The sequence below is a fragment of the Nocardioides gansuensis genome, assembly GCF_003076135.1.
In the GTDB taxonomy this organism is placed as follows: Bacteria; Actinomycetota; Actinomycetes; order Propionibacteriales; family Nocardioidaceae; genus Nocardioides; species Nocardioides gansuensis.
On the sequence record NZ_QDGZ01000003.1, the window covers coordinates 29445 to 54367 of the forward strand.

Annotated in this window: 23 protein-coding genes; 18 read left to right on the top strand and 5 right to left on the bottom strand. The window is 72.6% G+C overall.

Annotated features, from left to right (window positions below; all coding sequences use genetic code 11):
- Positions 1-6 precede the first annotated feature (6 nt).
- The 3 genes from DDE18_RS07135 (at position 7) to DDE18_RS24230 (ending at position 4607) form a co-directional block, all read left to right on the top strand.
- Complete coding sequence (locus DDE18_RS07135) at positions 7-2883, top strand: glycosyltransferase family 2 protein (RefSeq protein ID WP_116571574.1); 2877 nt, start codon at positions 7-9, stop codon at positions 2881-2883.
- A complete protein-coding gene (locus tag DDE18_RS07140; RefSeq protein ID WP_116571575.1) occupies positions 2876-4246 on the top strand; it encodes a DUF5719 family protein in 1371 nt (456 codons plus the stop codon). Before DDE18_RS07135 ends, DDE18_RS07140 begins: the two co-directional genes overlap by 8 nt.
- Positions 4247-4355: 109 nt before the next feature.
- Entirely contained in the window at positions 4356-4607 is a 252-nt protein-coding gene (locus tag DDE18_RS24230) for a helix-turn-helix domain-containing protein (RefSeq protein ID WP_133241180.1), read from the top strand.
- Between the two features lie 272 nt (positions 4608-4879).
- Here the strand turns inward: DDE18_RS24230 and DDE18_RS07150 are convergent, their stop codons facing one another.
- Positions 4880-5323: a metallopeptidase family protein gene (locus tag DDE18_RS07150; RefSeq protein WP_245916494.1), complete on the bottom strand. Its 444-nt coding sequence runs from the start codon at positions 5321-5323 to the stop codon at positions 4880-4882.
- Positions 5324-5372: 49 nt separating this feature from the next.
- Here DDE18_RS07150 and DDE18_RS07155 point away from each other — a divergent pair, with 49 nt between their 5' ends.
- From DDE18_RS07155 to secA, 14 genes are all read left to right on the top strand, one after another.
- Positions 5373-5747: a DUF3499 domain-containing protein gene (locus DDE18_RS07155; protein WP_116571577.1), complete on the top strand. Its 375-nt coding sequence runs from the start codon at positions 5373-5375 to the stop codon at positions 5745-5747.
- 23 nt (positions 5748-5770) lie between these two features.
- Positions 5771-7162: a phosphomannomutase/phosphoglucomutase gene (locus DDE18_RS07160; RefSeq protein WP_116571578.1), complete on the top strand. Its 1392-nt coding sequence runs from the start codon at positions 5771-5773 to the stop codon at positions 7160-7162.
- On the top strand, positions 7159-7323 hold the full coding sequence (locus tag DDE18_RS07165; protein ID WP_116571579.1) for a Trm112 family protein: 165 nt from the start codon (positions 7159-7161) through the stop codon (positions 7321-7323). The genes DDE18_RS07160 and DDE18_RS07165 overlap by 4 nt, the downstream gene beginning before the upstream one ends.
- Positions 7324-7335: 12 nt before the next feature.
- The gene (locus DDE18_RS07170) at positions 7336-8367 is read left to right on the top strand and encodes an SIS domain-containing protein (protein WP_116571580.1); all 1032 of its coding nucleotides are present in this window, start codon (positions 7336-7338) and stop codon (positions 8365-8367) included.
- A 67-nt stretch (positions 8368-8434) separates the two neighbouring features.
- Entirely contained in the window at positions 8435-9361 is a 927-nt protein-coding gene (locus DDE18_RS07175) for a DUF808 domain-containing protein (RefSeq protein WP_116571581.1), read from the top strand.
- Positions 9362-9446: 85 nt separating this feature from the next.
- Complete coding sequence (ahcY, locus tag DDE18_RS07180; protein WP_116571582.1) at positions 9447-10892, top strand: adenosylhomocysteinase; 1446 nt, start codon at positions 9447-9449, stop codon at positions 10890-10892.
- 25 nt (positions 10893-10917) lie between these two features.
- Positions 10918-11616: an MtrAB system response regulator MtrA gene (gene mtrA, locus DDE18_RS07185; RefSeq protein WP_116571583.1), complete on the top strand. Its 699-nt coding sequence runs from the start codon at positions 10918-10920 to the stop codon at positions 11614-11616.
- Between the two features lie 7 nt (positions 11617-11623).
- Positions 11624-13243: an MtrAB system histidine kinase MtrB gene (gene mtrB, locus DDE18_RS07190; protein ID WP_116571584.1), complete on the top strand. Its 1620-nt coding sequence runs from the start codon at positions 11624-11626 to the stop codon at positions 13241-13243.
- Positions 13240-14964: an LpqB family beta-propeller domain-containing protein gene (locus tag DDE18_RS07195; protein ID WP_116571585.1), complete on the top strand. Its 1725-nt coding sequence runs from the start codon at positions 13240-13242 to the stop codon at positions 14962-14964. The genes mtrB and DDE18_RS07195 overlap by 4 nt, the downstream gene beginning before the upstream one ends.
- Before the next feature lie 59 nt (positions 14965-15023).
- On the top strand, positions 15024-15755 hold the full coding sequence (locus tag DDE18_RS07200) for a ComF family protein (RefSeq protein ID WP_116571586.1): 732 nt from the start codon (positions 15024-15026) through the stop codon (positions 15753-15755).
- Positions 15756-16111: 356 nt separating this feature from the next.
- Positions 16112-16738, top strand: a complete 627-nt coding sequence (gene hpf, locus DDE18_RS07205) for a ribosome hibernation-promoting factor, HPF/YfiA family (protein ID WP_116571587.1) — start codon at positions 16112-16114, stop codon at positions 16736-16738.
- 53 nt (positions 16739-16791) lie between these two features.
- On the top strand, positions 16792-17487 hold the full coding sequence (locus DDE18_RS07210; RefSeq protein WP_245916495.1) for a response regulator: 696 nt from the start codon (positions 16792-16794) through the stop codon (positions 17485-17487).
- A 2-nt stretch (positions 17488-17489) separates the two neighbouring features.
- The gene (locus DDE18_RS07215) at positions 17490-18719 is read left to right on the top strand and encodes a winged helix-turn-helix domain-containing protein (RefSeq protein WP_425437548.1); all 1230 of its coding nucleotides are present in this window, start codon (positions 17490-17492) and stop codon (positions 18717-18719) included.
- A gap of 51 nt (positions 18720-18770) precedes the next feature.
- Positions 18771-21632, top strand: coding sequence for a preprotein translocase subunit SecA (secA, locus tag DDE18_RS07220; RefSeq protein WP_116571589.1), 2862 nt, complete (start codon positions 18771-18773; stop codon positions 21630-21632).
- Here the strand turns inward: secA and DDE18_RS07225 are convergent.
- Positions 21629-22093, bottom strand: a complete 465-nt coding sequence (locus DDE18_RS07225; RefSeq protein ID WP_116571590.1) for an Rv3235 family protein — start codon at positions 22091-22093, stop codon at positions 21629-21631. The genes secA and DDE18_RS07225 overlap by 4 nt on opposite strands.
- Before the next feature lie 11 nt (positions 22094-22104).
- Positions 22105-22761, bottom strand: a complete 657-nt coding sequence (locus tag DDE18_RS07230) for a LysM peptidoglycan-binding domain-containing protein (RefSeq protein WP_116571591.1) — start codon at positions 22759-22761, stop codon at positions 22105-22107.
- Between the two features lie 89 nt (positions 22762-22850).
- Between DDE18_RS07230 and DDE18_RS07235 the strand changes: the two genes are divergently transcribed.
- Complete coding sequence (locus DDE18_RS07235) at positions 22851-23384, top strand: hypothetical protein (protein WP_116571592.1); 534 nt, start codon at positions 22851-22853, stop codon at positions 23382-23384.
- Between the two features lie 23 nt (positions 23385-23407).
- Here the strand turns inward: DDE18_RS07235 and DDE18_RS07240 are convergent, their stop codons facing one another.
- Positions 23408-23731 (bottom strand): sec-independent translocase, encoded by a 324-nt coding sequence (locus DDE18_RS07240; RefSeq protein ID WP_116571593.1) that lies wholly within the window; start codon positions 23729-23731, stop codon positions 23408-23410.
- Positions 23732-23734: 3 nt separating this feature from the next.
- Positions 23735-24895 (bottom strand): Mrp/NBP35 family ATP-binding protein, encoded by a 1161-nt coding sequence (locus DDE18_RS07245; RefSeq protein ID WP_116571979.1) that lies wholly within the window; start codon positions 24893-24895, stop codon positions 23735-23737.
- Positions 24896-24923 lie beyond the last annotated feature (28 nt).

The window sequence follows — 24923 nt, forward strand, 5'->3', positions numbered from 1 at the left end:
GCTCCGGTGACCGTCACCGCCCTGCTCGTCAGCCATGACGGGGGCAGGTGGCTCCCCGCCGTGCTGGCCGGCCTCTCGGGCCAGAGCCGCGCCGCCGACCGCGTCGTCGCAATCGACACCTCCAGCAAGGACGGCAGCGCCGACCTCGTCCGCGCGGCCCTCGGGGACGAGGCGGTCCACGTCATCCCCGGCTCGACCAGCTTTCCCGACGCCGTCGCCCACGGGCTCGCCACCGTGCCCGCCGCGAGCGACGACGAGTGGGTCTGGCTCCTCCACGACGATGCCAATCCCGAGCCCGGCGCGCTCGCGGCGCTGCTCGCCGCCGCGGAGAGCCATCCCGACGCCGACGTCCTCGGGCCCAAGCTCCGCGAGTGGCCCTCATTGCGCCGACTCCTCGAGGTGGGGCTCACGATCACAGGCACCGGCCATCGAGAGACCGGCCTGGAGCGGGGCGAGTACGACCAGGGGCAGCACGACGAGGTGCGCCGCGTCCTCGCGGTCAACACCGCCGGGATGCTGGTGCGCCGCCGGGTGCTCGAGGACCTCGGCGGCCTCGCCCCGGAGCTGCCGATCTTCGGCAACGACGTGGACTTCGGCTGGCGCGCCGCCGCCGCCGGGCACGCGACGTACGTCGTGCCGCAGGCCGTGGTCTTCCACGCGGAGGCCGCCCACCGGGGCCTCAGGCGGACGCCGCTGACCGGCCGTCACACCCACTACCAGGAGCGCCGGGCGGCGCTCTTCACCATCCTGGCCAACGCGCCCGCGCAGTGGCTGCCCTGGCAGGTGGTGCGGCTGTTCGCCGGCTCACTGCTGCGGATGCTGGGCTTCCTGTGCGTGCGCTCGGTGGGCGAGGCGCTCGACGAGCTCGCCGCCGTCGTGTCGCTCTACTCCCACCCCGGTGAGATCCGCGCCGCGCGGCAGGTCCGCGCGTCCCGGCGGCGCGGCGAGCCGCACGACGTGCGCGGCCTGCTCGCGCCGCGCTGGCTGCCCTACCGCCACGGCCTCGACTTCGTCACCGACCTGGTCACGGCGGCCAGCAACCAGGCCCAGGACGTCGCAGAGCGCCGTCGGGCCGCGAAGGCGGCCGAGCTGCCGGTGGCGACTGCCGCGGCCTCCAGGCCGCGGCCGGACGCCGACGACGAAGAAGCCTTCCTCCGGGACACCGGTCTCGTGGCGCGCTTCCTCTCCAACCCCGTGGCGCTCGCGCTCACGCTCTTCGCGGTCCTGGCCATCGTGGCCGCACGGGCTGCCTTCGGCAGCATCACGGGCGGCGCGCTCTCCCCGGCACCCGAGGCGGCCGCGGACTGGTGGCGGCTGCACGTCGAGGCACGCCACCCGCTCGGCACGGGCACCGACGTCCCCGCACCCGCCTACGTGCTGCCGTTCGCCGTGGTCGGCTCGGTGCTCGGGGGGCAGGCCGGCGCCGTGGTCTCCGCGCTCATGCTGCTGGCGGTGCCGCTCGCGGCCTGGGGCGCCTGGCGCCTGCTCCGCGTGGTCGGCCACCTCGTCGATCCGGCGGGCCTGCCGCGCTGGGTGCTGGTCTGGGGGGCCACGACCTACGCCCTGGTGCCCGCGACGAGCGGTGCCTGGAGTGAGGGGCGGTTCGGGACCGTCGCTGTCGCGGCCCTGCTCCCGTGGGCGGCGCACGCCGCCCTCGGGTTCTCCGACCCTGACGCCGACCGTCGCTGGCGGGCCGCGTGGCGCACGTCGCTGCTCGTCGCCCTCGCGGCGGCCTTCGTCCCCGGGGTCTGGCTCTTCGCACTGCTCGCGGCCGTCGTGGGGCTGGGCGCTGCCGCCTTCATCGCTCCTCGGCTGCTCCGGGACCGGTCCGCGTGGGGGCCGCCCGTCGTGGCCGTCCTCGCCGTCCCCGTGCTGCTCGCTCCCTGGCTGCTGCCGCTGGTGACCACCGGCTCGTCGGCCGGACTCCTGCTGGAGTCGGGGCGGCTGCCGGGTGACCGGGTCGACTTCACCGGGCTGGTGACCGGACGGCTGGGTGACCTGGGGGCGCCCTGGTGGCTCGGCCTCGTCCTGGCGGTGCTCGCGCTGCTCGCCCTGGTCCCGGTGCGCACGCGGGTGCCGGTGCTCGCCTGCTGGCTGCTCGCGCTCGCGGCCGCCGTCGTGGCGGCCGTGCTCGGGCAGGTGACGCTGCAGTTGCCGGTCGCCTCGACCCGCCCGAGCCTCGGACTCTTCGTCGTGGTCCTGCAGGGTGCGGCCGTCGTGGCCGCCTGCCTCGGCGGCACGGCGTACCTCCGCCGCCTGGCCGGGCGCCATCCGGCCTGGCAACGCGCCGTCGCGGGGGCGCTGGTCGTCGTCGCGGCCCTGGTGCCCCTCGGCGGGCTGGCCTGGTGGCTTGCGTCGCCGAGCGATGTGCTCGAGCGCGACGCGGACGCCGTCGTGCCGGCCTACATGGAGCAGAGCTCGCTGCTGGGAGCCGAGCACGGCGTCCTCGTCCTGCGCGGCTCGGTCGACGACGGCGTGGACTACCGCGTACGCCGCGGCGACGGCACCACCCTGGGCGAGGACGAGGTGCTCGCCCTGGCCGACGAGGACGTCGCGTTCACAAAGGACGTCCGGACCCTCGTCTCCGCGCCGACACCCGCCGTCGTGACCGCACTGGGGGACCGGGGCATCGAGTACGTCGTGGCCCCGGCGCCCGTCGACGGGCGGATCGCGTCGGCCCTCGACGCCACGAGCGGCCTCGAGCAGGCCAGCGCCGAGGACCGCACCACCCGCGCCTGGCGGGTGGACCGCCCTCTCTCGGCGGGCTCGGTCGAGGGCGCGTGGGCCTGGTCGCGCACGGTGCTGCTCGTCGTCCAGGGCCTGGCGGTCCTCGCCGTGCTCGTGCTCGCAGCACCGACCGTGAGGAGGTCGCGCGATGGCTGAGCCGACGCCCGGCCGCCGTGCGCTGGTCGCCACCCGCCGGCGCCCGGCCGCCCTCGACGTGCTGGCGGTGCTGATCCCGCTGGTGACGGTCGGCGCGCTCGCCCTCGTCCGCCCGGCCGCGGAGCCGGTCGAGCACCGGGCCTCCGAGCCGACCCAGCTGCACCGCACCACCCTGGTGTGCCCCGCGGCGCTGCCCGGGGCCGACGACGTCTCTGTCGCCAGCCTCGAGAGTGCCACCGGTGAGCTCACCACGCGTGGTGAGGAGGAGTCCATCCGGCTCACGGACGGAGTGGCGGTGACGGACCGACGGGACGCCGTGGCGATGACGGCGGAGGGCCAGCTCGCGCCCGGCCTGGCTGCCTGGCGGCATGGCGCCGGTTCGGCCACCGCCTGTCCGCGGCCCGCCGCCGAGGTGTGGTTCACGGGTGTGGGCGCGGCGCCCGAGCACTCGTCCGTCCTCGAGCTCGTCAACCCCGACGGCGGACCGGCCGTCGCGGACGTCACCGTCCTCGGTCCGACGGGGGAGATGACGGTGGCCTCGCTGCGCGGGGTCACCGTCGCGGGCGGCCGCACCGAGCGCTTCGACCTCGCCCGGCTGGTGCCGACCCGTGACGAGCTCGCACTGCGGGTGCGCGTGCCCCGAGGGCGGCTCGGGGTGCACGTCGTCGACGTCGTGGACGAGCTCGGCCTCGGCGCCCGCAGCCAGGACTGGCTGCCGGCGCAGGCGGAGCCGCTCACCACGTCCCATCTCCTCGGCCTCGGATCGAGCCCGGGAGGCCGGGTGCTGAGCGTCGCCAACCCGGGTGACTCCGAGGCCCGGGTGCAGATCGACCTGCTGACCCGGGCCAGTGCCTTCGCGCCCGCCGGGGTCGAGGAGCTCCGGGTGCCGCCGGGCTCGGTCGTCACCACCGACCTGGGCCGGCTGCTCTCCTCGCGAGTCGCCCAGGGCGCACTCGGCCTCCGACTCACCGCGACACAGCCCGTCACCTCCTCCCTCCGCACGCTCGCCGCTGGCGATCTCTCGCACGCGGTGCCCGGCGAGCCGCTGGAGGGGCGCGCGGGCGCGGTCCTGCCGCCCGGCCCCAAGCGCCTCCTCCTCTCCGGGGCCGAGGGGGCGGGCACCGTGACCTGGCTGGCCCTGGACGAGCGCGGGCGCGAGGTCGCCCAGGAGACCGTCCGGGTCTCCGAGGGGACCAGTCAGCGCATCGCCCTCCCGCCGCCGGCGGCCGTGCTCGACGTGCGCGTCGAGGACACCACCCTGCTCGCGGCCCTCGAGATGGGACCGCCCGGCCTGGCGGTCGTGCCGCTCGCCCCCTTGCCGCTCACCGGGGAGGTCCCCGACGTGCGACCGGCGCTGCAGTGAGCTGAGGGGCTCTGCTCTCAAGTGAGGTGGGGCGGACGTGGTGGCCGCCTCGATCCGCACTGTGGATGATGCCCGCCGGCTGTCGGTGCCAGGCGGTGTGCTTGGGGTCATGAGCGGAAGCACCATCTTCGAGAGCCAGGTGCCGGGACTGCTGCGACGCGTCCGGCGGGTGGCCGGACTGTCCCAGCGTGCGCTGGCGGAGGAGATCGGTGTGTCGAAGTCCGTCGTGGCTCGCTGGGAGAGCGGCCAGCGGCTTCCTCGCTCGGGCTGCTCGAGCAGGCCGCCGCCCTCGCCGATCTCCGTCTCGTCCTCATCGACGACGAGGACAGGGTGGTTCCGTCCATGCGCCCCGACGGAGTGAGGACCGAGGCGGGTCGGCGGCCTCCGCCGTTCACGGATCCCAGGCCGGGAGGCTGGCGCACCGAGACCGACAGCCTGGACGCCTCATGGACGAAGGATCGCCTGTAAGCACGGCGTGCCGGCCGTGTGCGGGTCACCTTTCCATCGGACGGGCTCGACGCCGAGTGAGCGACTCCACGACGACCACCCGACCGATGGCGAGCTCCTGGACGAGATCGAACAGCGGGAGCAGGCACTGGACCGGGAGACGAATCCCCCTGAGCCGAGCGTGGCTCAGTCGCCGTAGCGGGGGTCCACGTCCTCCGGCGGGATCCCCAGCAGCTCGGCGACCTGCTCGACCACGACGGTCAGCACCATCGCCTCCAGGTCGTCGCGGCTCTCGGCGCGGTGCTCGATCGGCCGGCGGAAGATCACCAGGCGCGTCGGCTCCGCCCCGGAGCCGCGGACGAGCGACGACAGGGGCACGGTCTCGCCCCAGTCGTCGGGCAGCATCGGCGCATCCTCCACGGCGTACTCCACCAGCCCGAGGTGCCGCTGCCAGCGCGCGTCGATCTCCGTGACGATGTCGAGGACCAGCTCGTCGAAGCGCTCCCGCCTCGTGCGTGTGGCGGGCCGGCCCGGGATGCGCGGCAGCACGCCGGGCCCGCGCATGCCCCGCCCGCGGCGGTCGCGGGTGACCCGTCGGCCGCGGCCTTCGACGCCGGTGCTCTCCTCCACGCAGCGAGCCTAATCGGGCGGGGCGGTGGGGCGAGGTAGCGTCTGCCGCGTGAGCCTCGCCCGTCGCTGTTCGCGCACTGCCTGCGGTCGCAGTGCGGTGAACACGCTGACCTACGTCTACGCCGACCAGACCGCGGTCCTCGGCCCCCTCGCGACGTACGCCGAGCCGCACGCCTACGACCTGTGCGAGCAGCACAGCGAACGGCTCTCGGCGCCGCGGGGCTGGGAGGTGCTCCGCCTCGCTCCGGACCCCTCGGCCAAGGGACCCAGCTCCGACGACCTGCTCGCCCTCGCCGACGCGGTGCGCGAGGCGGCCCGCCCGGCCGAGCCGCTGCCGCCGCTCCGTGCCGCCTCCCCCGAGGGCGCCGACGACGCGACACGGGGCACCAAGCGCGGCCACCTCCGGGTGCTCACCTCCGACTGACCGCGGCGGTCTACGCTGCTCGCATGCCACCGAGCGAGCAGCCGAGCACTCTCGATCCCGCGAACCTCGACGCCACGTTCAAGGCGTACGACGTTCGTGGCACCGTCCCGGACCAGGTCGACGAGGACCTCGCGCGCGCCACGGGTGCCGCCTTCGTGGAGGTGACCGGTGCGACCACGGTCGTCGTCGGCCACGACATGCGTCCCAGCTCGCCCGGCCTGGCCGGTGCGTTCGCAGACGGCGCCACCTTCGCCGGTGCGGACGTGGTGATGATCGGCCTGTCCTCGACCGACCAGCTCTACTTCGCCTCCGGCCACCTGGGCCACCCGGGAGTGATGTTCACCGCCAGCCACAACCCCGCGCAGTACAACGGGATGAAGCTGTGCCGGGAGGGCGCGCAGCCGATCGGCACCGACACCGGTCTCGGCGAGATCCGGGCCAGCGTGGAGGCGGGTGGCCACCGCCCCGCCCGGGTGGCGGGCAACATCACCCAGGACGACGTGATCGAGGCCTACGCCGCCCACCTGCTGGTGCTCGCGCCCGTCGAGGGCCGCCGCCTCAAGGTCGTCGTCGACGCCGGCAACGGAATGGCCGGCCTGACCGCCCCGGCCGTCTTCGACCGCCTCGGCTCCGACAAGGTGGAGCTGGTGCCGATGTACTTCGAGCTCGACGGCACCTTCCCGAACCACGAGGCCAACCCGATCGAGCCCGAGAACCTCCGTGACCTCCAGGCCCGGGTGCTCGCCGAGAGCGCCGACATCGGCCTGGCCTTCGACGGCGACGCCGACCGCTGCTTCCTCGTCGACGAGAGGGGCGAGGCCGTCTCCCCGTCCACGCTCACGGCGCTCATCGCGGCGCGCGAGCTCGCCAAGGAGCCGGGCGCGACCGTCATCCACAACCTGATCACGAGTCGCGCCGTGCCCGAGATCGTGGAAGAGCTCGGCGGCTCGCCCGTCCGCACCCGGGTCGGCCACTCCTACATCAAGGCCAGGATGGCCGAGACGGGTGCGATCTTCGGCGGCGAGCACAGCGGCCACTTCTACTTCCGCGACTTCTGGCGAGCCGACTCCGGGATGCTCGCGGCCCTGCACGCCCTGGCCGCGCTCGCCGAGACCGAGCAGCCGCTCAGCGCGCTGCTGGCCGACTACGAGCGCTACGTCGTGAGTGGCGAGATCAACTCCACCGTGGCCGACCAGCAGGCGATCATCGACGACCTCGAGAGGCGCTACGCCGGCAGCGACGGCGTCGAGACCGACCGCCTCGACGGGCTGACGGTCTCCCACGAGGACTGGTGGTTCAACGTCCGGCCCTCCAACACCGAGCCGCTGCTGCGGCTCAACGCCGAGGGGCGCGACCGGGCCACGATGGAGCGGGTGCGCGACCAGGTGCTGACGACGATCAGGAGAGACGCATGAACATCGACCCCCGGCTGATGGAGATCATCGTGTGCCCGGGTTGCCACGGGGACCTCGCAGCGGAGGGGGAGGAGCTCGTGTGCTCAGGCTGCGGCAATGCCTACCCCGTGCGCGACGACATACCCGTGCTGCTCCTCGACGAGGCCCGCAAGCCGGCCTGACGGGCTGTCGAGATGGCGACCTGGTTCGACGAGTCCCGGCTGGACGACGAGTCCGCCCTCGCGCACATCGACGCACACCTGCGCTCCCTCGCCGAGAGCGGCGCCCGGGTCCGCCGGGAGGCCCACGACGCCGCGGCCGCCACCGCCGAGGCCATCGCGCGTGAGCAGGGCGCGTCGGCGCCGCGCGCCGTGATCGCCGCCGGCCCGGACTCGCGGCTCCTGCGGGCCGTGCTCGAGCCGTGGTGCCCGGTGCCGTTCGTGGCCTGGCCGGGCCCGGCCCTGCCGGGCTGGGCAGGCAGCCTCGACCTCGTGGTGATGCTCGCGCCCGAGGGGTCCGACACGGGCTCGGCGTCCGCGGTCGCGGAGGCCGTACGCCGCGGCGCGCAAGTCGTCGTGGCCTGCCCCCCCGGATCACTGGTGGCCGAGCACGCGGCCGGCCGCTACACGACCCTGCTGCCCACCGTGACCGGCGACCAGCTCGCCACTGCGGTGGTCATGCTCGACTACCTCGCGCAGGTCCACCTCGGGCCGAGGGCCGACGCCGAGGGTGTCGCCACCGCCCTGGACGACGTGGCGGTGTCCTGCTCGCCGCACCGCGACCTCGCGGTCAACCCGGCCAAGATGCTCGCGATCTCCCTCGCCGACACCATCCCCGTCGTCTGGGGCGGGTCGGTCCTGGCGGCACGCGCTGCGCGGCGCGTCGCCGAGTCCATCCGCCGGGCAAGCGGTCGCTCCGCGATCGCCGGGGACGCCGAGCACCTGCTGCCGGTGCTCGAGGCCGCCAAGCAACGCGATGTCTTCGACGACCCGTTCGCGGACCCGGCCGGTGATCTGAGGCCGCTGCTGCTCGTGCTCGACGACGGCAGCGACGACCCGGTGGTGCGGGAGCAGCGCGGCCGGCTGCAGGCGGCGGCCACGAGCCGCGGCGTACGCGTGGAGACGCTGACGACGACGGCTGACACCGAGGTGGCGCGCTACGCGTCGCTCATGCTGCAGGGACGCTACGCCGCGGCGTACCTGCAGCTCGGACTCGTCGAGGAGTGACCTGAGGGGTCGTCGCTAGGCTTCGGCCCGTGACTGACCACGCCGCGACTCGACCGGGGGACTGCTGATGGCCGGAGGACTCTTCGCTCTCCTCGACGACGTGGCCGTGCTGGCCAAGATGTCCGCGGCTGCCAGCACCAAGGCGGCGGGCGTGGTCGTCGACGACATGGCGGTCACGCCGCAGTACGTCCACGGCGTGACGGCCGAGCGCGAGCTGCCGATCATCCGCAGGATCGCGATCGGCTCACTGCGCAACAAGCTGCTCCTCATCCTCCCGGCGGCCTTGCTGCTCAGCCAGTTCCTGCCATGGCTGCTGACCCCGCTGCTCATGATCGGCGGCACCTACCTGTGCTACGAGGGCGCGGAGAAGATCTGGGAGAAGCTCAGCGGCCACGAGGAGCACGACCACCTCGCCGTCGAGGAGGGCCCCGACGCCGAGCGGACCATGGTCTCCGGGGCGATCCGCACCGACTTCATCCTCTCCAGCGAGATCATGGTGATCGCCCTCAACGAGGTCGCGAGCGAGGGCTTCGTCGATCGCGCGATCATCCTCGTCGTGGTGGCCGTCGCGATCACGGTGCTCGTCTACGGGCTGGTCGCGCTCATCGTGAAGATGGACGACGTGGGCCTGCGGATGACCGAGCGCGGCTCCTCGACCTCCCAGCGCCTGGGCCACGCGCTCGTCGCCGGCATGCCCCGGCTGCTCACCGCCCTGTCGACCATCGGCATCGTCGCGATGCTCTGGGTCGGCGGCCACATCCTCCTCGTCGGTGTGGACGAGCTCGGCTGGCACTCGCCCTACGAGCTGGTGCACCACCTCGAGGAGGCGGTGCACCACGCCGTCCCGGCGGTCGGCTCGTTCCTCGGCTGGGTCGTCAACACCCTCGCGTCGGCGATCGTCGGCGTCCTCATCGGGGCCGTCGTCGTCGTCGCGATGCACCTCCTGCCGTTCCGCAAGGGCGGCCATCACGTGGAGGAGCCGGAGCAGGCCTGAGGATTCTGCGTTCGACTCGGCAGAGTCCTACCCTCGGACGAAGGGGCGCGGCAGCGCGCAGTCACAATCGCGAGGGGAACCACTGATGGACTTCAAGGTCGCCGACCTGGGGCTGGCCGAGTTCGGCCGCAAGGAGATCGCGCTCGCGGAGCACGAGATGCCGGGCCTGATGGCCATGCGCGAGCGCTACGGCGCCGAGAAGCCGCTGGCCGGCGCGAAGATCGCGGGCTCGCTGCACATGACGATCCAGACCGCTGTCCTCATCGAGACGCTCGTCGCGCTCGGTGCCGAGGTCCGCTGGGCCTCGTGCAACATCTTCTCCACCCAGGACCACGCGGCTGCCGCGATCGTCGTCGGCCCCGAGGGCACCGTCGACGCCCCGGCCGGTGTCCCGGTCTTCGCCTGGAAGGGCGAGACCCTGGAGGACTACTGGTGGTGCACCCAGCAGATCCTGCAGTGGCCGAACGGCGAGTTCGCCAACATGATCCTCGACGACGGCGGCGACGCCACCCTGCTCGTCCACCTCGGTGTCGAGATGGAGAAGAGGGGCGAGGCACCGGACCCGGCGACCGCCACCTCCACCGAGCAGAAGATCATCTTCGACGTCCTCAACGCCTCGCTGGCCGAGAGCAAGGACCGCTGGACCCGGATCGCCGCTGAGCTCAAGGGCGTCACCGAGGAGACCACCACGGGCGTGCACCGCCTCTACGAGATGATGAAGGAGGGGTCGCTCCTCTTCCCCGCCATCAACGTCAACGACTCGGTCACCAAGTCGAAGTTCGACAACAAGTACGGCTGCCGCCACTCCCTCATCGACGGCATCAACCGCGCCACCGACGTGCTCATCGGCGGCAAGGTCGCGGTCGTCTGCGGCTACGGCGACGTGGGCAAGGGCTGCGCGGAGTCGCTGCGGGGCCAGGGCGCGCGCGTGATCGTCACCGAGATCGACCCGATCTGCGCCCTGCAGGCGGCGATGGACGGCTACCAGGTCGCCACCCTCGACGACGTGCTCGACGTCGCGGACATCGTCATCACCGCCACGGGCAACAAGGACGTCGTCACCGTCGACCAGATGCGCCGGATGAAGCACAACGCGATCCTCGGCAACATCGGCCACTTCGACAACGAGATCGACATGGCCGGCCTCGAGGCGCCGGGCGTGGCCGAGCGCACCAACGTCAAGCCGCAGGTCGACGTGTGGACCTTCCCTCCCGACGACATGGGAGAGCGCAAGGCGATCATCGTCCTCTCCGAGGGTCGCCTGATGAACCTCGGCAACGCCACGGGCCACCCGAGCTTCGTGATGTCCAACTCCTTCACCAACCAGGTGTTGGCCCAGATCGAGCTCTTCACCAAGCCCGAGGCCTACCCGGTCGGCGTCTACGTGCTCCCCAAGCACCTCGACGAGGAGGTCGCGCGGCTGCACCTGGCGTCGCTCGGCGTCAGGCTCACCACGCTGACCGACGAGCAGGCCAGCTACCTCGGCGTGCCGGTGTCGGGCCCGTACAAGCCCGATCAGTACCGGTACTGAGCCGGCGGGCTGGCAGACTGGCGGCATGACCCCGTCCGCTGACACCAGGGGCAGCATCCTCGTCGTCGACGACGACGCCTCCCTGGCCGAGATGCTGTCGCTCGTCCTCCGCCAGGAGGGCTTCGACAGTCGTCTCGTCGGCCGCGGCGACGAGGCGATGGAGGCGTTCCGCGCCTACCGGCCGGACCTGGTGCTCCTGGACCTGATGCTGCCCGGCAAGGACGGCATCGACGTCTGCAAGGAGATCCGGGCCGAGTCGGGTGTGCCGATCGTGATGCTCACCGCCAAGGGCGACACGGTCGACGTCGTGCTGGGCCTCGAGTCCGGCGCCGACGACTACATCGTCAAGCCGTTCAAGCCCAAGGAGCTCATCGCGCGTGTCCGGGCGCGGGTGCGTCGGCTCGACGCACCCGCCTCGGAGTCGCTCACGATCGGCGACCTGGCCATCGACGTCGCCGGGCACTCCGTGACTCGCGACGGCAAGCCGGTGAGCCTCACGCCGCTCGAGTTCGACCTCCTCGTCTGCCTGGCGCGCAAGCCGTGGCAAGTGTTCACCCGCGAGGTGCTGCTCGAGCGGGTGTGGGGCTACCGCCACAGCGCCGACACGCGGCTCGTCAACGTGCACGTCCAGCGGCTGCGTTCCAAGATCGAGCACGACCCGGAGAACCCCGAGATCGTCGTGACGGTGCGGGGAGTGGGCTACAAGGCCGGCCCGCCGTCCTAGGCCAGCCATGAGCACTACGCCGCGGCTCCCTCCTGTCCCCGAACGCGCGTCGTACGCCCTCCGCCGGGGGCTCACCTTCTGGCGCCGGTCGGTGCAGGCGCGCGTCGTGGCCAGCACGGTGCTGCTCTCGGCCGCGGTCGTGGGGATCGTCGGCTGGTTCCTGATGCAGCAGACGCGCGACGGCCTGCTGGACCACCGCGTCGACCAGGTGGTGGCGGAGGCGGAGAACGAGACCGCCGACGCACGCAACCGGCTGGCCTACGCGCCGGGGACCGAGGTCGACGAGTCGGAGCAGCAGGAGGACCTCGTCGAGCCGATCATCGCGCGCGGCGCGACGCGGGGCTTCGCCGTCGTGCTGGCGCCGGCCGTCGGCAGCGGCCGGCTCGCCGAGGGTGGCGCCAAGTTCACCCAGGGCCTGGACACCTCGAGCGTGCCCGACAACCTCCAGCAGCACTTCGACCAGCCCGCGCCCACGGCCTGGACCTACACCACGATCCGCACCACCCGCGCCGTGCCCGGCCTTCCGGAGGGCCCCGGCATCGTCGTCGGCAGCCAGGTGACCCTGCCGGCCGACGACCAGACCTACACCCTCTACTACCTCTACTCCCTCGACGACGAGGAGGAGACCCTGGCGCTCGTCGAGCGGGCCCTCCTCACCGCCGGCGTGCTGCTCCTCCTGCTGGTCGCCGGGCTCACCTGGCTGGTCGCCCGCCAGGTCGTGACGCCCGTGCGGATGGCCCGCCGGGTGGCCGAGCGGCTCGCGGCCGGTCAGCTGCAGGAGAGACTGCGGGTGACCGGCGAGGACGACCTGGCCCGGCTGGCCACGTCCTTCAACCAGATGGCCTCCAACCTCCAGCGGCAGATCCGCCAGCTGGAGGAGCTCAGCCGCCTGCAGCGACGCTTCGTGTCCGACGTCTCCCACGAGCTGCGCACCCCGCTCACGACCGTGCGGATGGCGGGCGACGTCCTCCACGACGCGCGCGCCAGCTTCGACCCGATGACCGCACGGGCCGCCGAGCTGCTCCAGACCGAGCTGGACCGCTTCGAGACGCTGCTCTCCGACCTGCTCGAGATCAGCCGGTTCGACGCCGGCGCGGCCGTGCTCGAGGTCGAAGACGTCAACCTGGTCGACGTCGCCCGGCGGGTGGTCGACATGACCAGCGCCCTGGCGGAGCAGCGGGACACGCGCGTCATCGTCATCGACCCGGGTCACCTCTGCCTCGCGGAGGCCGACGTACGCCGGGTGGAGCGGATCGTCCGCAACCTGGTCACCAACGCGATCGACCACGCGGAGTCGCACGACGTGCACGTGCTCGTCGAGGGCGACGACCACGCGGCCGCGATCGCGGTGCGCGACCACGGGGTCGGTCTCGGTCCGGGCGAGTCCGCGATGGTCTTCAACCGGTTCTGGCGTGCCGACCCCGCCCGGGCCCGGACCAGCGGCGGCACCGGCCTCGGCCTCTCGATCGCGCTCGAGGACACCCACCTGCACGGCGGGTGGCTGCAGGCCTGGGGCCGCCCCGGGGAGGGCGCCCAGTTCCGCCTCACCCTGCCGCGGCGGCTCAGCCAGCCGTTGCGCCACAGCCCGCTGCCGCTGGTGCCGCAGGATGACCGGGAGCCGGCATGACCCGCGCGCTGAGGCTGCTCGTGGCCCTGCTGCTCCTGGCCGGGCTGGCGGGGTGCGTCCGGATGCCCAGCGAGGGTCCCGTGGAGGCCCGCACCGGATCGGGGCGCCCGCCGGAGACGCCCAGGCTCTACTTCGACCCCAGGCCGCCGCAGCCGGGGGAGACCCCCTCGGAGATCGTCACCCACTTCCTCGAGGCGATGACCGCGACACCGATCAAGACAAGTGTGGCGCGGCAGTTCCTCTCCACCTCTGCCCAGGAGGCCTGGCGGCCCGAGAAGGCCATCCTCACCTACGCCGAGGCCGGTGAGCCGCTGGGCGACCTCGAGGTCGCCCAGCCGCTGGCAGGAATCAACCGCTATGACGACCGGGGGGCCTGGCAGGGACGCGGCGCCGCGCACACGCTGCGGTTCGCGATGGTCCAGGAGGACGGGGAGTGGCGCATCGACCGGGCGCCGGACGCGGTCATCGTGCCCGAGGGCTGGTTCGCCGACTGGTACCAGCGCGTCTCGCTCCACTTCTTCGACCCGACGGCCCAGATCCTGGTGCCCGAGCCGGTCTACGTGCCGGTGGGCGACCAGTCGGGCGCCGCGATGGTCCGCGGCCTGCTCGCGGACCCGTCCGACGGCCCGCAGGTGGCGCGCACGTTCTTCCCGCCGGGCTTCGACGAGGGCCTCTCGGTCCCCATCACCCCGGGGGGCATCGCGGAGGTGACCCTCTCGGGCGGCGACCCGGGTGCGCTGGACGAGGCGACCACGCACCGCATGCTCGCCCAGCTGGTGTGGACGCTTCGGCAGGATCCACGCGTCAGCGCGGTCCAGGTCACCGTCGGCGACCGTGAGCTGGGCCTGCCGGGCGGTCCCACGCAGGTCCGGCTCGACGTGGGCGCGGCCTACGACCCCACCGGCGCCCAGGCGACCGGCGACCTCTTCGGCCTGCTCGACGGTCGCCTCGTGCGCGGCTCCGCGGATGGCTTCGAGCCCACGGCCGGGCCGCTCGGCGCCGCCCAGCTGAGCATCCGGTCGGTGGGTGTCGACCTCGCGGGCGAGCGCGCGGCCGCCGTGGCAGCCGACGGCCGGTCCGTGCTGGTCGCGCCGGTCGACGACGGCGAGGACGCGGCGGTCCAGGTCGTGAGCGGGGCCCGCGACCTGCTCCCGCCGCACTGGGACTTCGCCGACCGGCTGTGGCTGGTCGACCGCAACCGGGGCAGCGCCCGCGTGCAGTACGTCGTGGGTGAGCGGTCGCGGCGGGTCGCGATCGACGTGCCCGGCATCACCGGCAGGCAGGTCCGTCACTTCCTCGTCTCGCGCGACGGCAGCCGCCTGGTCGCGGTGGTGCGCACCCGGGCCGGTGACCGGGTCCGGGTGAGCCGGCTCCTGCACGACGAGCGGGGCCGGGTCCTCCGGGCGACCCGGGCCCGCGGCATCGCACCGGGGCTGGCAGCCGAGCGCATCAGCGACCTGGGGTGGCGCTCGCCCACGGCGGTGTCGGTGCTCATCAACGACGAGCTCTCACAGGTGCGCACGGTGTCGGTCGAGGGCGCTCCGGAGGAGGTGCTGACACCGACCCGGCTGCGGGGCCGCACGAGCCGGCTGGTCACGTCGCCGGTGGAGGGGGCGGGCGTCTACGCCGTCGGCGGCTCCACGATCACCGACATGGCCTCGCCCGACCTGGACCTGGCCGCCCTGCCCGACGGGATGGAGTTCCTGACCTACGTCGGCTGATCCACAGGCCGGCCGGGTGCCGGTTGAGATCACAGGCCCCGTGCTGGTGGCATGGCCGGGTGCGTGACGCCCTCGTCGACCTGGTGACCGGCAGCTCCTGCGTGGGCTGCGCGAGGCCCGGGCGCCTGCTGTGCCCGTCCTGCCGTGCCGCCCTGCCGACGTCGGCCTCCGTGCGCTGGCCGACGCCCGTCCCGCCGGGCCTGGCCGTCCCGTGGGCGACGGGGGAGTACGCCGAGGCGCTGAGGGCGATGGTCGTGGGACACAAGGACGAGGGCCAGCTCGTGCTGCGGCGGCCGCTGGGCGCGCTGCTCGCGACGGCCGTCCGGGCAGCGGTCGTCCACCTGCCTCCGGGTGACCCGATCGTCCTCGTGCCGGTGCCGTCCCGGCCGGGCTCGCGCCGGCGCCGGGGCTACGACCCGACGGGGGCGCTGGTGCGCTCCGCGGAGCGGGCGATGCGGCAGGAGCGGCACGTCGTGGTGGCCGACCTCCTGGTGTCGCGTGGCGGCGTGCGCGACCAGGCCGGGCTCGGCGCGGCCGACCGCACGGCCAACCTCACGGGGTCGATGACGTGCCCCTCGCCGCGGCTGCGGCGCCTCGCCCGGCTGGTGCCGCGGGCCCGCGTGGTCGTGTGCGACGACGTGCTGACGACCGGCGCGACGGCTCGCGAGGCGCAGCGCGCGCTCGAGTCCGTGGGGCTCCACGTGGCCGCGATCGCGGTCGTGGCGGCGACGCGCAGGCGACGTACGGATGAATCCTCCGGCACGCTTTCAACGACCGGCCGCGACCTGTAGCGTCTGTGCATGGAGTCCGTCCGGGTCCGTGGTTGCGTCACCCGGAGCACCGCGCGCCAAGCGCGGGGAGACGGGTGGCTAGCCGATGCCAGTCGCAGGCGAAACGGTCCACGTAAGTCCGGCCCACCCTCACCGGTGGCCGGGCGATCACGGTGCGGCTTAGACGTAAGTCCTGCCTCGGTCCCGCCGTCAGACACGGTGAAGCCCGGGAGAAGGCCGGTAGTGACGGAGAAGTTGCGGAAGCCTCAGCAGGCGACTGTGGGGACGAAGACCAGGTCGGCCGGGCGGACTCCATCCCACCCTGCTCACATGCGGGTGAGGACGATCGAGGGGCAACCCACGCTACGGAGGTTCAGATGGATGTTGTGGTCACCGGACGGCACTGCGAGGTGTCGGAGAGGTTTCGCGAACACGTCTCAGAGAAGCTCAGTCGACTGGAGAAGCACGATCATCGGATCATCCGGGTCCAGGTCGAGGTCGAGGTCGAGCGCAACCCCCGCCAGCACGATCACGCGACGCGCGTGGAGCTGACCGCCTTCTCCAAGGGCCCGGTGATCCGGGCGGAGGCGGCTGCCGAGGACAAGATGAGCGCCCTCGACCTGGCGCTCGACAAGATGGCCTCGCAGATGCGCAAGGCTGCCGACCGGCGCCGCGTGCACCGCGGCCGGCACACGCCCGTGTCCGTGGGCCAGGCGCTCGCCAGCGGCGCCGGTGCGCTGGTCGGCAGCGAAGCCGCGCCCGACGAGGACGTGGTCACCGATCGCCAGGTGGGTCCGATCACGGTGACCGGCGACGGACCCCTCGTCGTCCGGGAGAAGACGCACGCCGCCACCCCGATGACCCTCGACCAGGCGCTCTACGAGATGGAGCTCGTCGGCCACGACTTCTACCTGTTCGTCGACAAGGAGAGCGAGCGGCCCTCGGTGGTCTACCGCCGCCGGGGCTACGACTACGGCGTCATCTCCCTGGACCTCGGGGACTGATGCACGGCCCTTCTTCGTCTCGGCCACGTCCCGCGTCTGACATGATGCGGGACGTGACCGAGGCGACTCCCACCGAGACCAGACCGACGGGCGGCGAGCCGATCCGGGTCCTCGTCGTCGATGACCAGGAGCTGTTCCGCCGGGGCCTTGTCATGCTGCTCCGCCAGGACGCCGACATCGAGGTCGTCGGTGAGGCCGGCGACGGCATGGCGGCGACCGACTTCGCCGAGAGCCTCGCGCCCGACGTCGTGCTCCTCGACGTCCGGATGCCCAAGCGCACCGGTGTCGAGGCGTGCCGTGCGATCAAGGAGGCCGTGCCGTCGGCCAAGATCATCATGCTGACGGTCTCCGACGAGGAGGCTGACCTCTACGACACCGTGAAGAACGGCGCGTCGGGCTACCTCCTCAAGGACTCCTCGATCGACGAGGTCGCCCAGGCCATCCGGGTGGTCCATGAGGGACAGTCGCTGATCAGCCCGTCCATGGCGGTGAAGCTGATCGACGAGTTCAAGTCGATGTCCAAGCCGGAGAAGGCACAGGGTCCGGGCTTCAAGCTCACCGACCGCGAGCTCGAGGTGCTGCGGCTGGTCGCCAAGGGGATGAACAACCGCGATGTGGCCAAGGCGCTGTTCATCTCCGAGAACACGGTGAAGAACCACGTCCGCAACATCCTGGAGAAGCTGCAGCTGCACTCGCGCATGGAGGCGGTCATGTTCGCCATGCGGGAGAAGCTCCTCGACCTGCCCTGACGGTGGCCCAGACACTCACGCGCCCCCAGGCGCGACGCATCGCCCTAGCCGCCCAGGGGTTCTGCGACCGCCCGCACGCCACGCCCACCATGCGCACCCTGGAGCGCACGGTGGGGCGCACCGGCGTGCTGCAGGTGGACTCCGTCAACGTGCTTCAGCGCGCGCACTTCATGCCGCTCTACTCCCGGATGGGCCCCTACGACGTGTCGCTCCTAGCCCGCGCGCAGTCCGCCCGTGCACGGCAGCCGCGGCGGCTGGTGGAGTACTGGGCGCACGTGCAGGCGCTGATGCCGGTCGACCTCTGGCCGGTCATGCGGCACCGGATGGACTCCTACCGTGCCCAGCGCGGCAAGTGGGGCTTCACCGCCGACCCGATGCTGGAGCCCGCCGTGCTGGCAGCCGTGCGCGAGCGTGGCCCCGTCACGGCGCGCGACCTCGACACCGACTTCAGCGGTCCCCGGATCCGTGAGCACTGGGGCTGGAACTGGTCGGACGCCCGGAAGGTCCTCGACTACCTCTTCCTCGTCGGCGAGGTCGCCATCGCCGGCCGCAGCCCGCAGTTCGAGGTCCTGTACGACGTGCCCGAGCGGGTGCTGCCAGCCGAGGTCCTGGCCGCGCCGACCCCGACGCCGGAGGAGGCCGCCGTCGAGCTCGTCCGGCGGGCCGCGCGGTCCCACGGCGTCGCCAGCGCCGCGTGCCTGGCCGACTACTACCGGCTGCGCCTGCAGCCGGCCCCCGGCGGGCCCAGCGTCCAGGACGCGATCGACGTGCTGGTCGGGTCGGGCGAGCTCGAGCCGGTGCGCGTGGAGGGCTGGCGCCGCGCGGCGTACCTCCATCGCGACGCACGGCTGCCGCGCAGCGTGGGCGCCCGCACCCTGCTCAGCCCGTTCGACCCGGTGGTGTGGGAGCGGTCCCGCACCGAGGCGCTCTTCGACTTCCGCTACCGGATCGAGATCTACGTGCCCGCCGAGAAGAGGGTGCACGGCTACTACGTGCTCCCGTTCCTGCTCGGCGACCGGATCGCCGCCCGCGTCGACCTCAAGGCCGACCGTGCGGAGCGGCGGCTGCTCGTGCGGGCCGCGCACCTCGAGCCCGGCGCCCCCGACGGGACGCCGGAGCAGCTGTGGGCCGAGCTGCACCGGCTGGCGGGCTGGCTCGGCCTCGACCAGGTGCTGGTGGAGCCGCGCGGCGACCTCGCGCCCGCGCTGAGCGCCGCTTCCGTGCGTAGGTAGCATGACCGGTGGCCGTCCGGCCGCCCATCGACCTGCCTGGAGACCCATCCCGTGCCTGCCATCATCGACAAGCTCCTCCGCATCGGCGAGGGCAAGATCCTGCGACAGCTCGAGGCGATCGCCAAGGCGGTCAACGCGATCGAGGACGACTTCGTCAAGATGACCGACGACGAGCTGCGCGGGATGACGGCGGAGTTCAGGGAGCGCCTGGCCAACGGCGAGAGCCTCGACGACCTGATGCCGGAGGCGTTCGCCACCGTGCGCGAGGCGTCGCGCCGGGTGATGGGCATGCGGCCCTTCGACGTGCAGATCATGGGTAGCGCGGCGCTGCACATGGGCAACATCGCCGAGATGAAGACCGGTGAGGGCAAGACCCTGGTCGCGGTCGCCCCGGCCTACCTCAACGCGCTCGCCGGCAACGGCGTCCACGTCGTCACCGTCAACGACTACCTCGCCCGCTACCAGTCCGAGATGATGGGCCGCGTCCACCACTTCCTCGGCCTCTCGGTCGGGGTGATCCTGCCGCAGATGCGTCCTGCGGAGCGCCGCGAGGCCTACGCGTGCGACATCACCTACGGCACCAACAACGAGCTAGGCTTCGACTACCTGCGCGACAACATGGCCGACTCCATCGAGGAGTGCGTGCAGCGCGGCCACAACTTCGCCATCGTCGACGAGGTCGACTCGATCCTGATCGACGAGGCCCGCACGCCCCTCATCATCAGCGGCCCGACGCAGGACGAGGTGAAGTGGTACGCCGAGTTCGCGACCATCGCCCGCAGCCTGGCCAGGGACGTCGACTACGAGGTCGACGAGAAGAAGCGCACGATCTCGGTGCTCGAGCCCGGCATCACCAAGGTCGAGGACCACCTGGGCATCGAGAACCTCTACGACTCGGTCAACACCCCGCTGATCTCCTTCCTCAACAACTCCATCAAGGCCAAGGAGCTGTTCCGCAAGGACAAGGAGTACGTCGTCATGGACGGCGAGGTGCTCATCGTCGACGAGCACACCGGCCGCATGCTCGCCGGCCGCCGCTACAACGACGGCCTCCACCAGGCGATCGAGGCCAAGGAGGGCGTGACCGTCCGCGAGGAGTACCAGACGCTCGCGACCGTCACCCTGCAGAACTACTTCCGCCTCTACGACAAGCTCTCCGGCATGACTGGCACGGCGATGACCGAGGCCAGCGAGTTCGACAAGATCTACGGCCTCGGCGTGGTCCCGATCCCGACCAACAAGCCGATGATCCGCATCGACCAGCCCGACCTCGTCTACCGCACCGAGGAGGCGAAGTACGAGGCGGTCGTCAAGGACATCACCGAGCGGCACCGCAACGGCCAGCCGGTGCTGGTCGGCACCGTCTCCGTCGAGAAGTCCGAGCTGCTCTCGGGGATGCTGAAGACGAACGGCGTGCCGCACTCCGTGCTCAACGCGAAGATGCACGCCGACGAGGCGAAGATCGTCGCGCTCGCCGGCCACACGGGCGCCGTCACCGTTGCCACCAACATGGCCGGTCGGGGCACCGACATCATGCTGGGTGGGTCGATCGACTTCCTCGCCGACCAGGAGCTGCGCAAGCAGGGTCTCGAGCCCTCGGGTGAGACCGCCGAGGCCTACGAGGAGGCCTGGCCGGCGATGCTCGAGAAGATCCGCGAGCAGGTCGCGGCCGAGCACGACGAGGTCAAGGAGCTCGGCGGCCTCTACGTCGTCGGCACCGAGCGCCACGAGTCGCGCCGCATCGACAACCAGCTGCGCGGCCGCTCCGGCCGCCAGGGAGACCCGGGCGAGTCCCGCTTCTACCTCTCCCTCGAGGACGAGCTGATGCGGCTGTTCAAGTCCGACTGGGTCGACCGTGTGCTGCAGGTGCTCAAGGTCCCCGACGACGTGCCGATCGAGAACAAGCGCGTCACCGGCGCCATCGCCAACGCTCAGGGGCAGGTCGAGTCGCAGAACTTCGAGTCCCGCAAGAACGTCCTCAAGTACGACGACGTGATGGACCGCCAGCGCCAGGTCATCTACGCCGAGCGCCGCGAGGTCCTCGAGGGCGCCGACCTCGAGAAGCAGATCCGCGGCTTCATCGACGACGTGATCGCCGGCTACGTCACCGGTGCCACGGCCGACTACGCCGAGGACTGGGACCTCGAGGGGCTGTGGACCGCCCTGGGCCAGCTCTACCCGATCGGACTGAGCCTCGACGTGGTCGAGAAGGCGGCCGGCGGCCGGAGCGGTCTGAGCCGTGAGTCCCTCATCGCGGACCTGCAGAAGGACGCCCAGGAGGCCTACAACAGGCGCGAGGCCGAGATGGGTGAGGAGGTCATGCGCGAGCTGGAGCGCCGTGTCGTGCTCTCCGTGCTCGACCGCAAGTGGCGCGAGCACCTCTACGAGATGGACTATCTCCGCGAGGGCATCTACCTCCGCGCCTACTCCCAGCGCGACCCGCTGGTGGAGTACCAGCGCGAGGGCTTCGACATGTTCGCCGCGATGATGGACGGCATCAAGGAGGAGTCGGTCGGCTTCCTGTTCAACCTCGTCGTGGAGGTCGAGCCGGAAGGGACCGCGGCCGACGACGACCTGGTCGACGAGGGCGACGAGCTGCGGGACCTCGAGGCCTCCGGACCCGCGATCGACCTGGCGGCGGCCGCCGCGCACGCCGAGCAGGCGCACGAGCACGCCCCCCAGATCAGGGCCAAGGGCCTCGAGCGCAAGGCTCGCCCGCAGAACCTCGCCTACACCGCGCCCAGCGAGGACGGCGACGCCGAGGTCCGCGGCGAGACCGTGAGCAACGCCGGAGACCCCTTCGCCGGCGTCGGCCGCAACGAGGAGTGCCCCTGCGGGTCGGGCAAGAAGTTCAAGAAGTGCCACGGCGCGCCCGGGGGAGCGAGCGGCTACACCGCGCGCGTCAGCGGCTAGGCAAACTCCAGCGCGACGCACTGCCAGCGGTCGCGGACCAGCTCGAACCGGGCCGCGACCGCGCGGCTGCGCTCCCCGTGGCGCACCCGCACGCACGCCTCCAGGACGTCCGGGCAGACCAGGCTGGTGTGTACGCCGACGACCTGGGGCCGCACGGCTCCGGGTCCTCGGCCCCGGCCCGGCGTCGTCCCGGAGGCCCGGGCCGCCAGCTGCGCCCGGCGGGCCAGGTCGGCGTAGACGTCGGGATGGGTCCACCGCAGCACCTGGGTGACCGGCCGGTCGCCGCAGGCGATCTCGACGACGGCCTGGAGGTAGCGGTGCGCCCAGGCGTCGAGCCTGGACCGGGACGGGCGCGGGGGCTCCGGGGGGTCCAGGCGCGGACCCAGGTCGAGGGCGAGGGCGCCCTGGACGGAGGCCACCGGCACGGCCGGCAGCGGGATCACGGGAGCGATGTCGGACACGGAGCTTCTCCTCACTCGTCGGTCGCTGAGGGCGAGGGCATCCGCAGCCGGAGCCCGGGGTGGATGAGGCCGGGGTCGTCGCCCACGGCCGCGCGGTTGGCGGCGTAGAGGGCCCGGCACCGGGCGGCGACCTCCGAGTCAGGCGCGTCGGGGGGCAGGGTGGACGCGGCGATCGCCCAGAGGCTGTCCCCCCGCTGGACGACCACGTCGCCGGTGGGAGCCGGGGCGATCCGCGCCACCGGCGCGGCGGCCAGTGGCGCGGTCGGCACGGCGCGGTCGGGCAGCGGCAGCCCGGCAAGCACCGGGCCTCGGTCGCCCTGCGCGACCGCGGGGGAGGCGACGCCGGCCGCGAGCGCCGCTCCGCAGGCGGCCAGCGCCCAGCGGCGCGCCAGGCCCTGAGGCCGGGCCAGGTCCGCGGCGCCGCGCGCCACCTCCCACGCCGTCACGGTGGTCACGACCCAGCACCAAGCGGCGCAGCACAGCAGCGCCGCGGCGGCAAGGCCGACGAGGACCTCCTCGAAGGCGCCCCGCCAGGAGGCGGCCTCGAGCAGGGAGAGCGCACTGGCCGACAGGCCGCGCCACGCCAGCCAGGCGACGGCGCTGGCTGTGAGCCAGACCGCGAAGCAGCGGACCGGCTGCGGACCCTGAGACGCATTCCCCCGAGACAACTCAAACCTTTCGTTTGCCTACGTTTGCGTTATTCAAAGATGCTTTGAGGCCGATGTCAATCGGTTGTCCACACGGCTAGGCTCCGTCCATGCGATGGGAGGACCAGCTCTTCGCGCTCTTCGACGACCTCGAGGCGCAGGCGAGCGTGCTGCACGGCCTGGAGCGCGAGGCGGAGCTCGCCGACCGGAGCCGCGCGGAGTACAGCCACGTGACCCTCGCCAGCCGGCTCGCCGCCTCGACGGGGCGTGAGGTGGTCCTCGACGTGACCGGCCTCGGCCGGGTGGCTGGCGAGCTCCGGCGCACGGGCGCGGGGTGGTGCCTGCTGCGCGGACACCAGCAGGACTGGATCGTGCGCACGGCCCTTGTGGCCCTGGTGCACGGGGCGTCGGAGCGCTCGGTGCCGGAGGTCGCCTGGTCGCCGCTCCAGCGGCTCGGACTCGGCTCCGCGCTCCGCGGCCTGGCGGAGCAGCGGCTGCGCTGTGTCCTCCATCTCGCCGACGGCACCACCCACGAGGCCGTGGTCAGCCGGGTCGGGCAGGACTTCGTCGAGGCGGAGGCGCCCTCAGGCGCCCGCCTGCTCGTGTCGTACGACGCGATCGCGGCCGTCCAGAGCCGCGACTGAGCGCGCGGCGGGCGACGGGCCGGTCAGGTCGCGTCGACGTCGTAGGGCGGGACCTGGCCCTCGGCGAGCGACGCACCGGCGGCCCGGGACGTCTCCGGCTCGTCCTCCATGGCCTCGATGATGTGCTTGCGCACGATGTTGCGCGGGTCGAGGTCGCGCAGCTCCAGGTCGGCGTAGTCGGGGCCCAGCTCGGAGCGCAGCTCGTCGCGTGCGGCGTTGGCCATCGAGCGGGCCTTGCGCAGCGCATGGCCCGCCTGCCGGGCGAGGTCCGGTAGCCGGTCGGGACCGAAGACCAGGATGGCGACGAACGCGATGACCGCCAACTCGGTCAGGCTGACCCCGAACATGGGTCAGAACTTAGCGGCCGGTGTCAGCCCGAGCTGCATCCCAGCCAGACCGCGACCACGACCCGCCAGGACGCGGGCGACCGAGCGCAGCTCTTCGGCTGCGGGCGCGGTGGGGTCGGCGTCCACGATCGGCTTGCCGGCGTCGCCCCCCTCGCGGAGGGAGATGTCCAGCGGGATGCGACCGAGGACCGGCACGTCGTAGCCGAAGCGCTGCGACAGCGTGGCCGCGACCCGGTCGCCGCCGCCGGAGCCGAACACCTCGAGCCGGTGGCCCTCCTCCGGGGCGCAGTGGGGGCACGGCAGGTAGCTCATGTTCTCCACCACGCCGATGACGCGCTGGTGCATCATCGAGGCCATCGTGCCGGCGCGCTCCGCCACCTCGGCCGCCGCCTCCTGGGGCGTGGTCACGACCAGGACCTCGGCGTTCGGCAGGTGCTGTCCCAGCGAGATCGCGATGTCGCCGGTGCCGGGCGGGAGGTCGAGGAGCAGGGCGTCGAGGTCACCCCAGTAGACGTCGGAGAGCATCTGGACGAGCGCCCGGTCGAGCATCGGGCCGCGCCACGCGACGACCTGGTCGCGGCGGGGCTTGAGCATGCCGATGGAGATCACCGAGACACCGCTCGGAGTCGGCACGGGCATGATCAGGTCGTCGACCTGGGTGGGCCGCGCGTCGGCCACGCCCAGCATGGCGGGCACGCTGTGGCCGTAGATGTCGGCGTCGACGACGCCGACCTTGAGGCCCTCGGCCGCCAGCGCGAGCGCGAGGTTGACGGTCACCGACGACTTGCCGACGCCCCCCTTGCCGCTGGCGATCGCGTAGACCTTGGTGAGCGAGCCCGGCTGTGCGAACGGGATCTCGCGCTGGGCCTGGCCGCCCCGGAGCGTCTCGTGGAGGCCCGAGCGCTGGTCGGCGGTCATCACGCCGAGCGTGAGGTCGACCCCGGTGACACCGGGCACCTTCGAGACCGCGGCGGTCACGTCGCGGTCGATGGTCTCCTTGAGCGGGCAGCCCGCCACGGTCAGCAGCACCTTCACGGCCACGCGGCCGTCCTCGGCGACCTCGACCGAGTCGACCATGCCGAGCTCGGTGATGGGGCGCTTGATCTCGGGGTCGTTGACGCCTGCGAGGGCGGCGTGGACCTGCTCCACGGTGGGGGTGCTCATGATCCCCGAGTCTACGAGGGGGACGGCG

Bases quoted from the DNA above. Each gene is read 5' to 3' on its own strand.
- ahcY (WP_116571582.1), top strand. From the start codon at position 9,447: ATGGACTTCAAGGTCGCCGACCTGGGGCTGGCCGAGTTCGGCCGCAAG.
- DDE18_RS07235 (WP_116571592.1), top strand. From the start codon at position 22,851: ATGCGATGGGAGGACCAGCTCTTCGCGCTCTTCGACGACCTCGAGGCG.
- DDE18_RS07175 (WP_116571581.1), top strand. From the start codon at position 8,435: ATGGCCGGAGGACTCTTCGCTCTCCTCGACGACGTGGCCGTGCTGGCC.
- DDE18_RS24230 (WP_133241180.1), top strand. From the start codon at position 4,356: ATGAGCGGAAGCACCATCTTCGAGAGCCAGGTGCCGGGACTGCTGCGA.
- DDE18_RS07170 (WP_116571580.1), top strand. From the start codon at position 7,336: ATGGCGACCTGGTTCGACGAGTCCCGGCTGGACGACGAGTCCGCCCTC.
- mtrA (WP_116571583.1), top strand. From the start codon at position 10,918: ATGACCCCGTCCGCTGACACCAGGGGCAGCATCCTCGTCGTCGACGAC.
- DDE18_RS07195 (WP_116571585.1), top strand. From the start codon at position 13,240: ATGACCCGCGCGCTGAGGCTGCTCGTGGCCCTGCTGCTCCTGGCCGGG.
- DDE18_RS07240 (WP_116571593.1), bottom strand. From the start codon at position 23,731: ATGTTCGGGGTCAGCCTGACCGAGTTGGCGGTCATCGCGTTCGTCGCC.
- hpf (WP_116571587.1), top strand. From the start codon at position 16,112: ATGGATGTTGTGGTCACCGGACGGCACTGCGAGGTGTCGGAGAGGTTT.
- DDE18_RS07160 (WP_116571578.1), top strand. From the start codon at position 5,771: ATGCCACCGAGCGAGCAGCCGAGCACTCTCGATCCCGCGAACCTCGAC.
- DDE18_RS07165 (WP_116571579.1), top strand. From the start codon at position 7,159: ATGAACATCGACCCCCGGCTGATGGAGATCATCGTGTGCCCGGGTTGC.
- DDE18_RS07245 (WP_116571979.1), bottom strand. From the start codon at position 24,895: ATGAGCACCCCCACCGTGGAGCAGGTCCACGCCGCCCTCGCAGGCGTC.
- mtrB (WP_116571584.1), top strand. From the start codon at position 11,624: ATGAGCACTACGCCGCGGCTCCCTCCTGTCCCCGAACGCGCGTCGTAC.
- DDE18_RS07140 (WP_116571575.1), top strand. From the start codon at position 2,876: ATGGCTGAGCCGACGCCCGGCCGCCGTGCGCTGGTCGCCACCCGCCGG.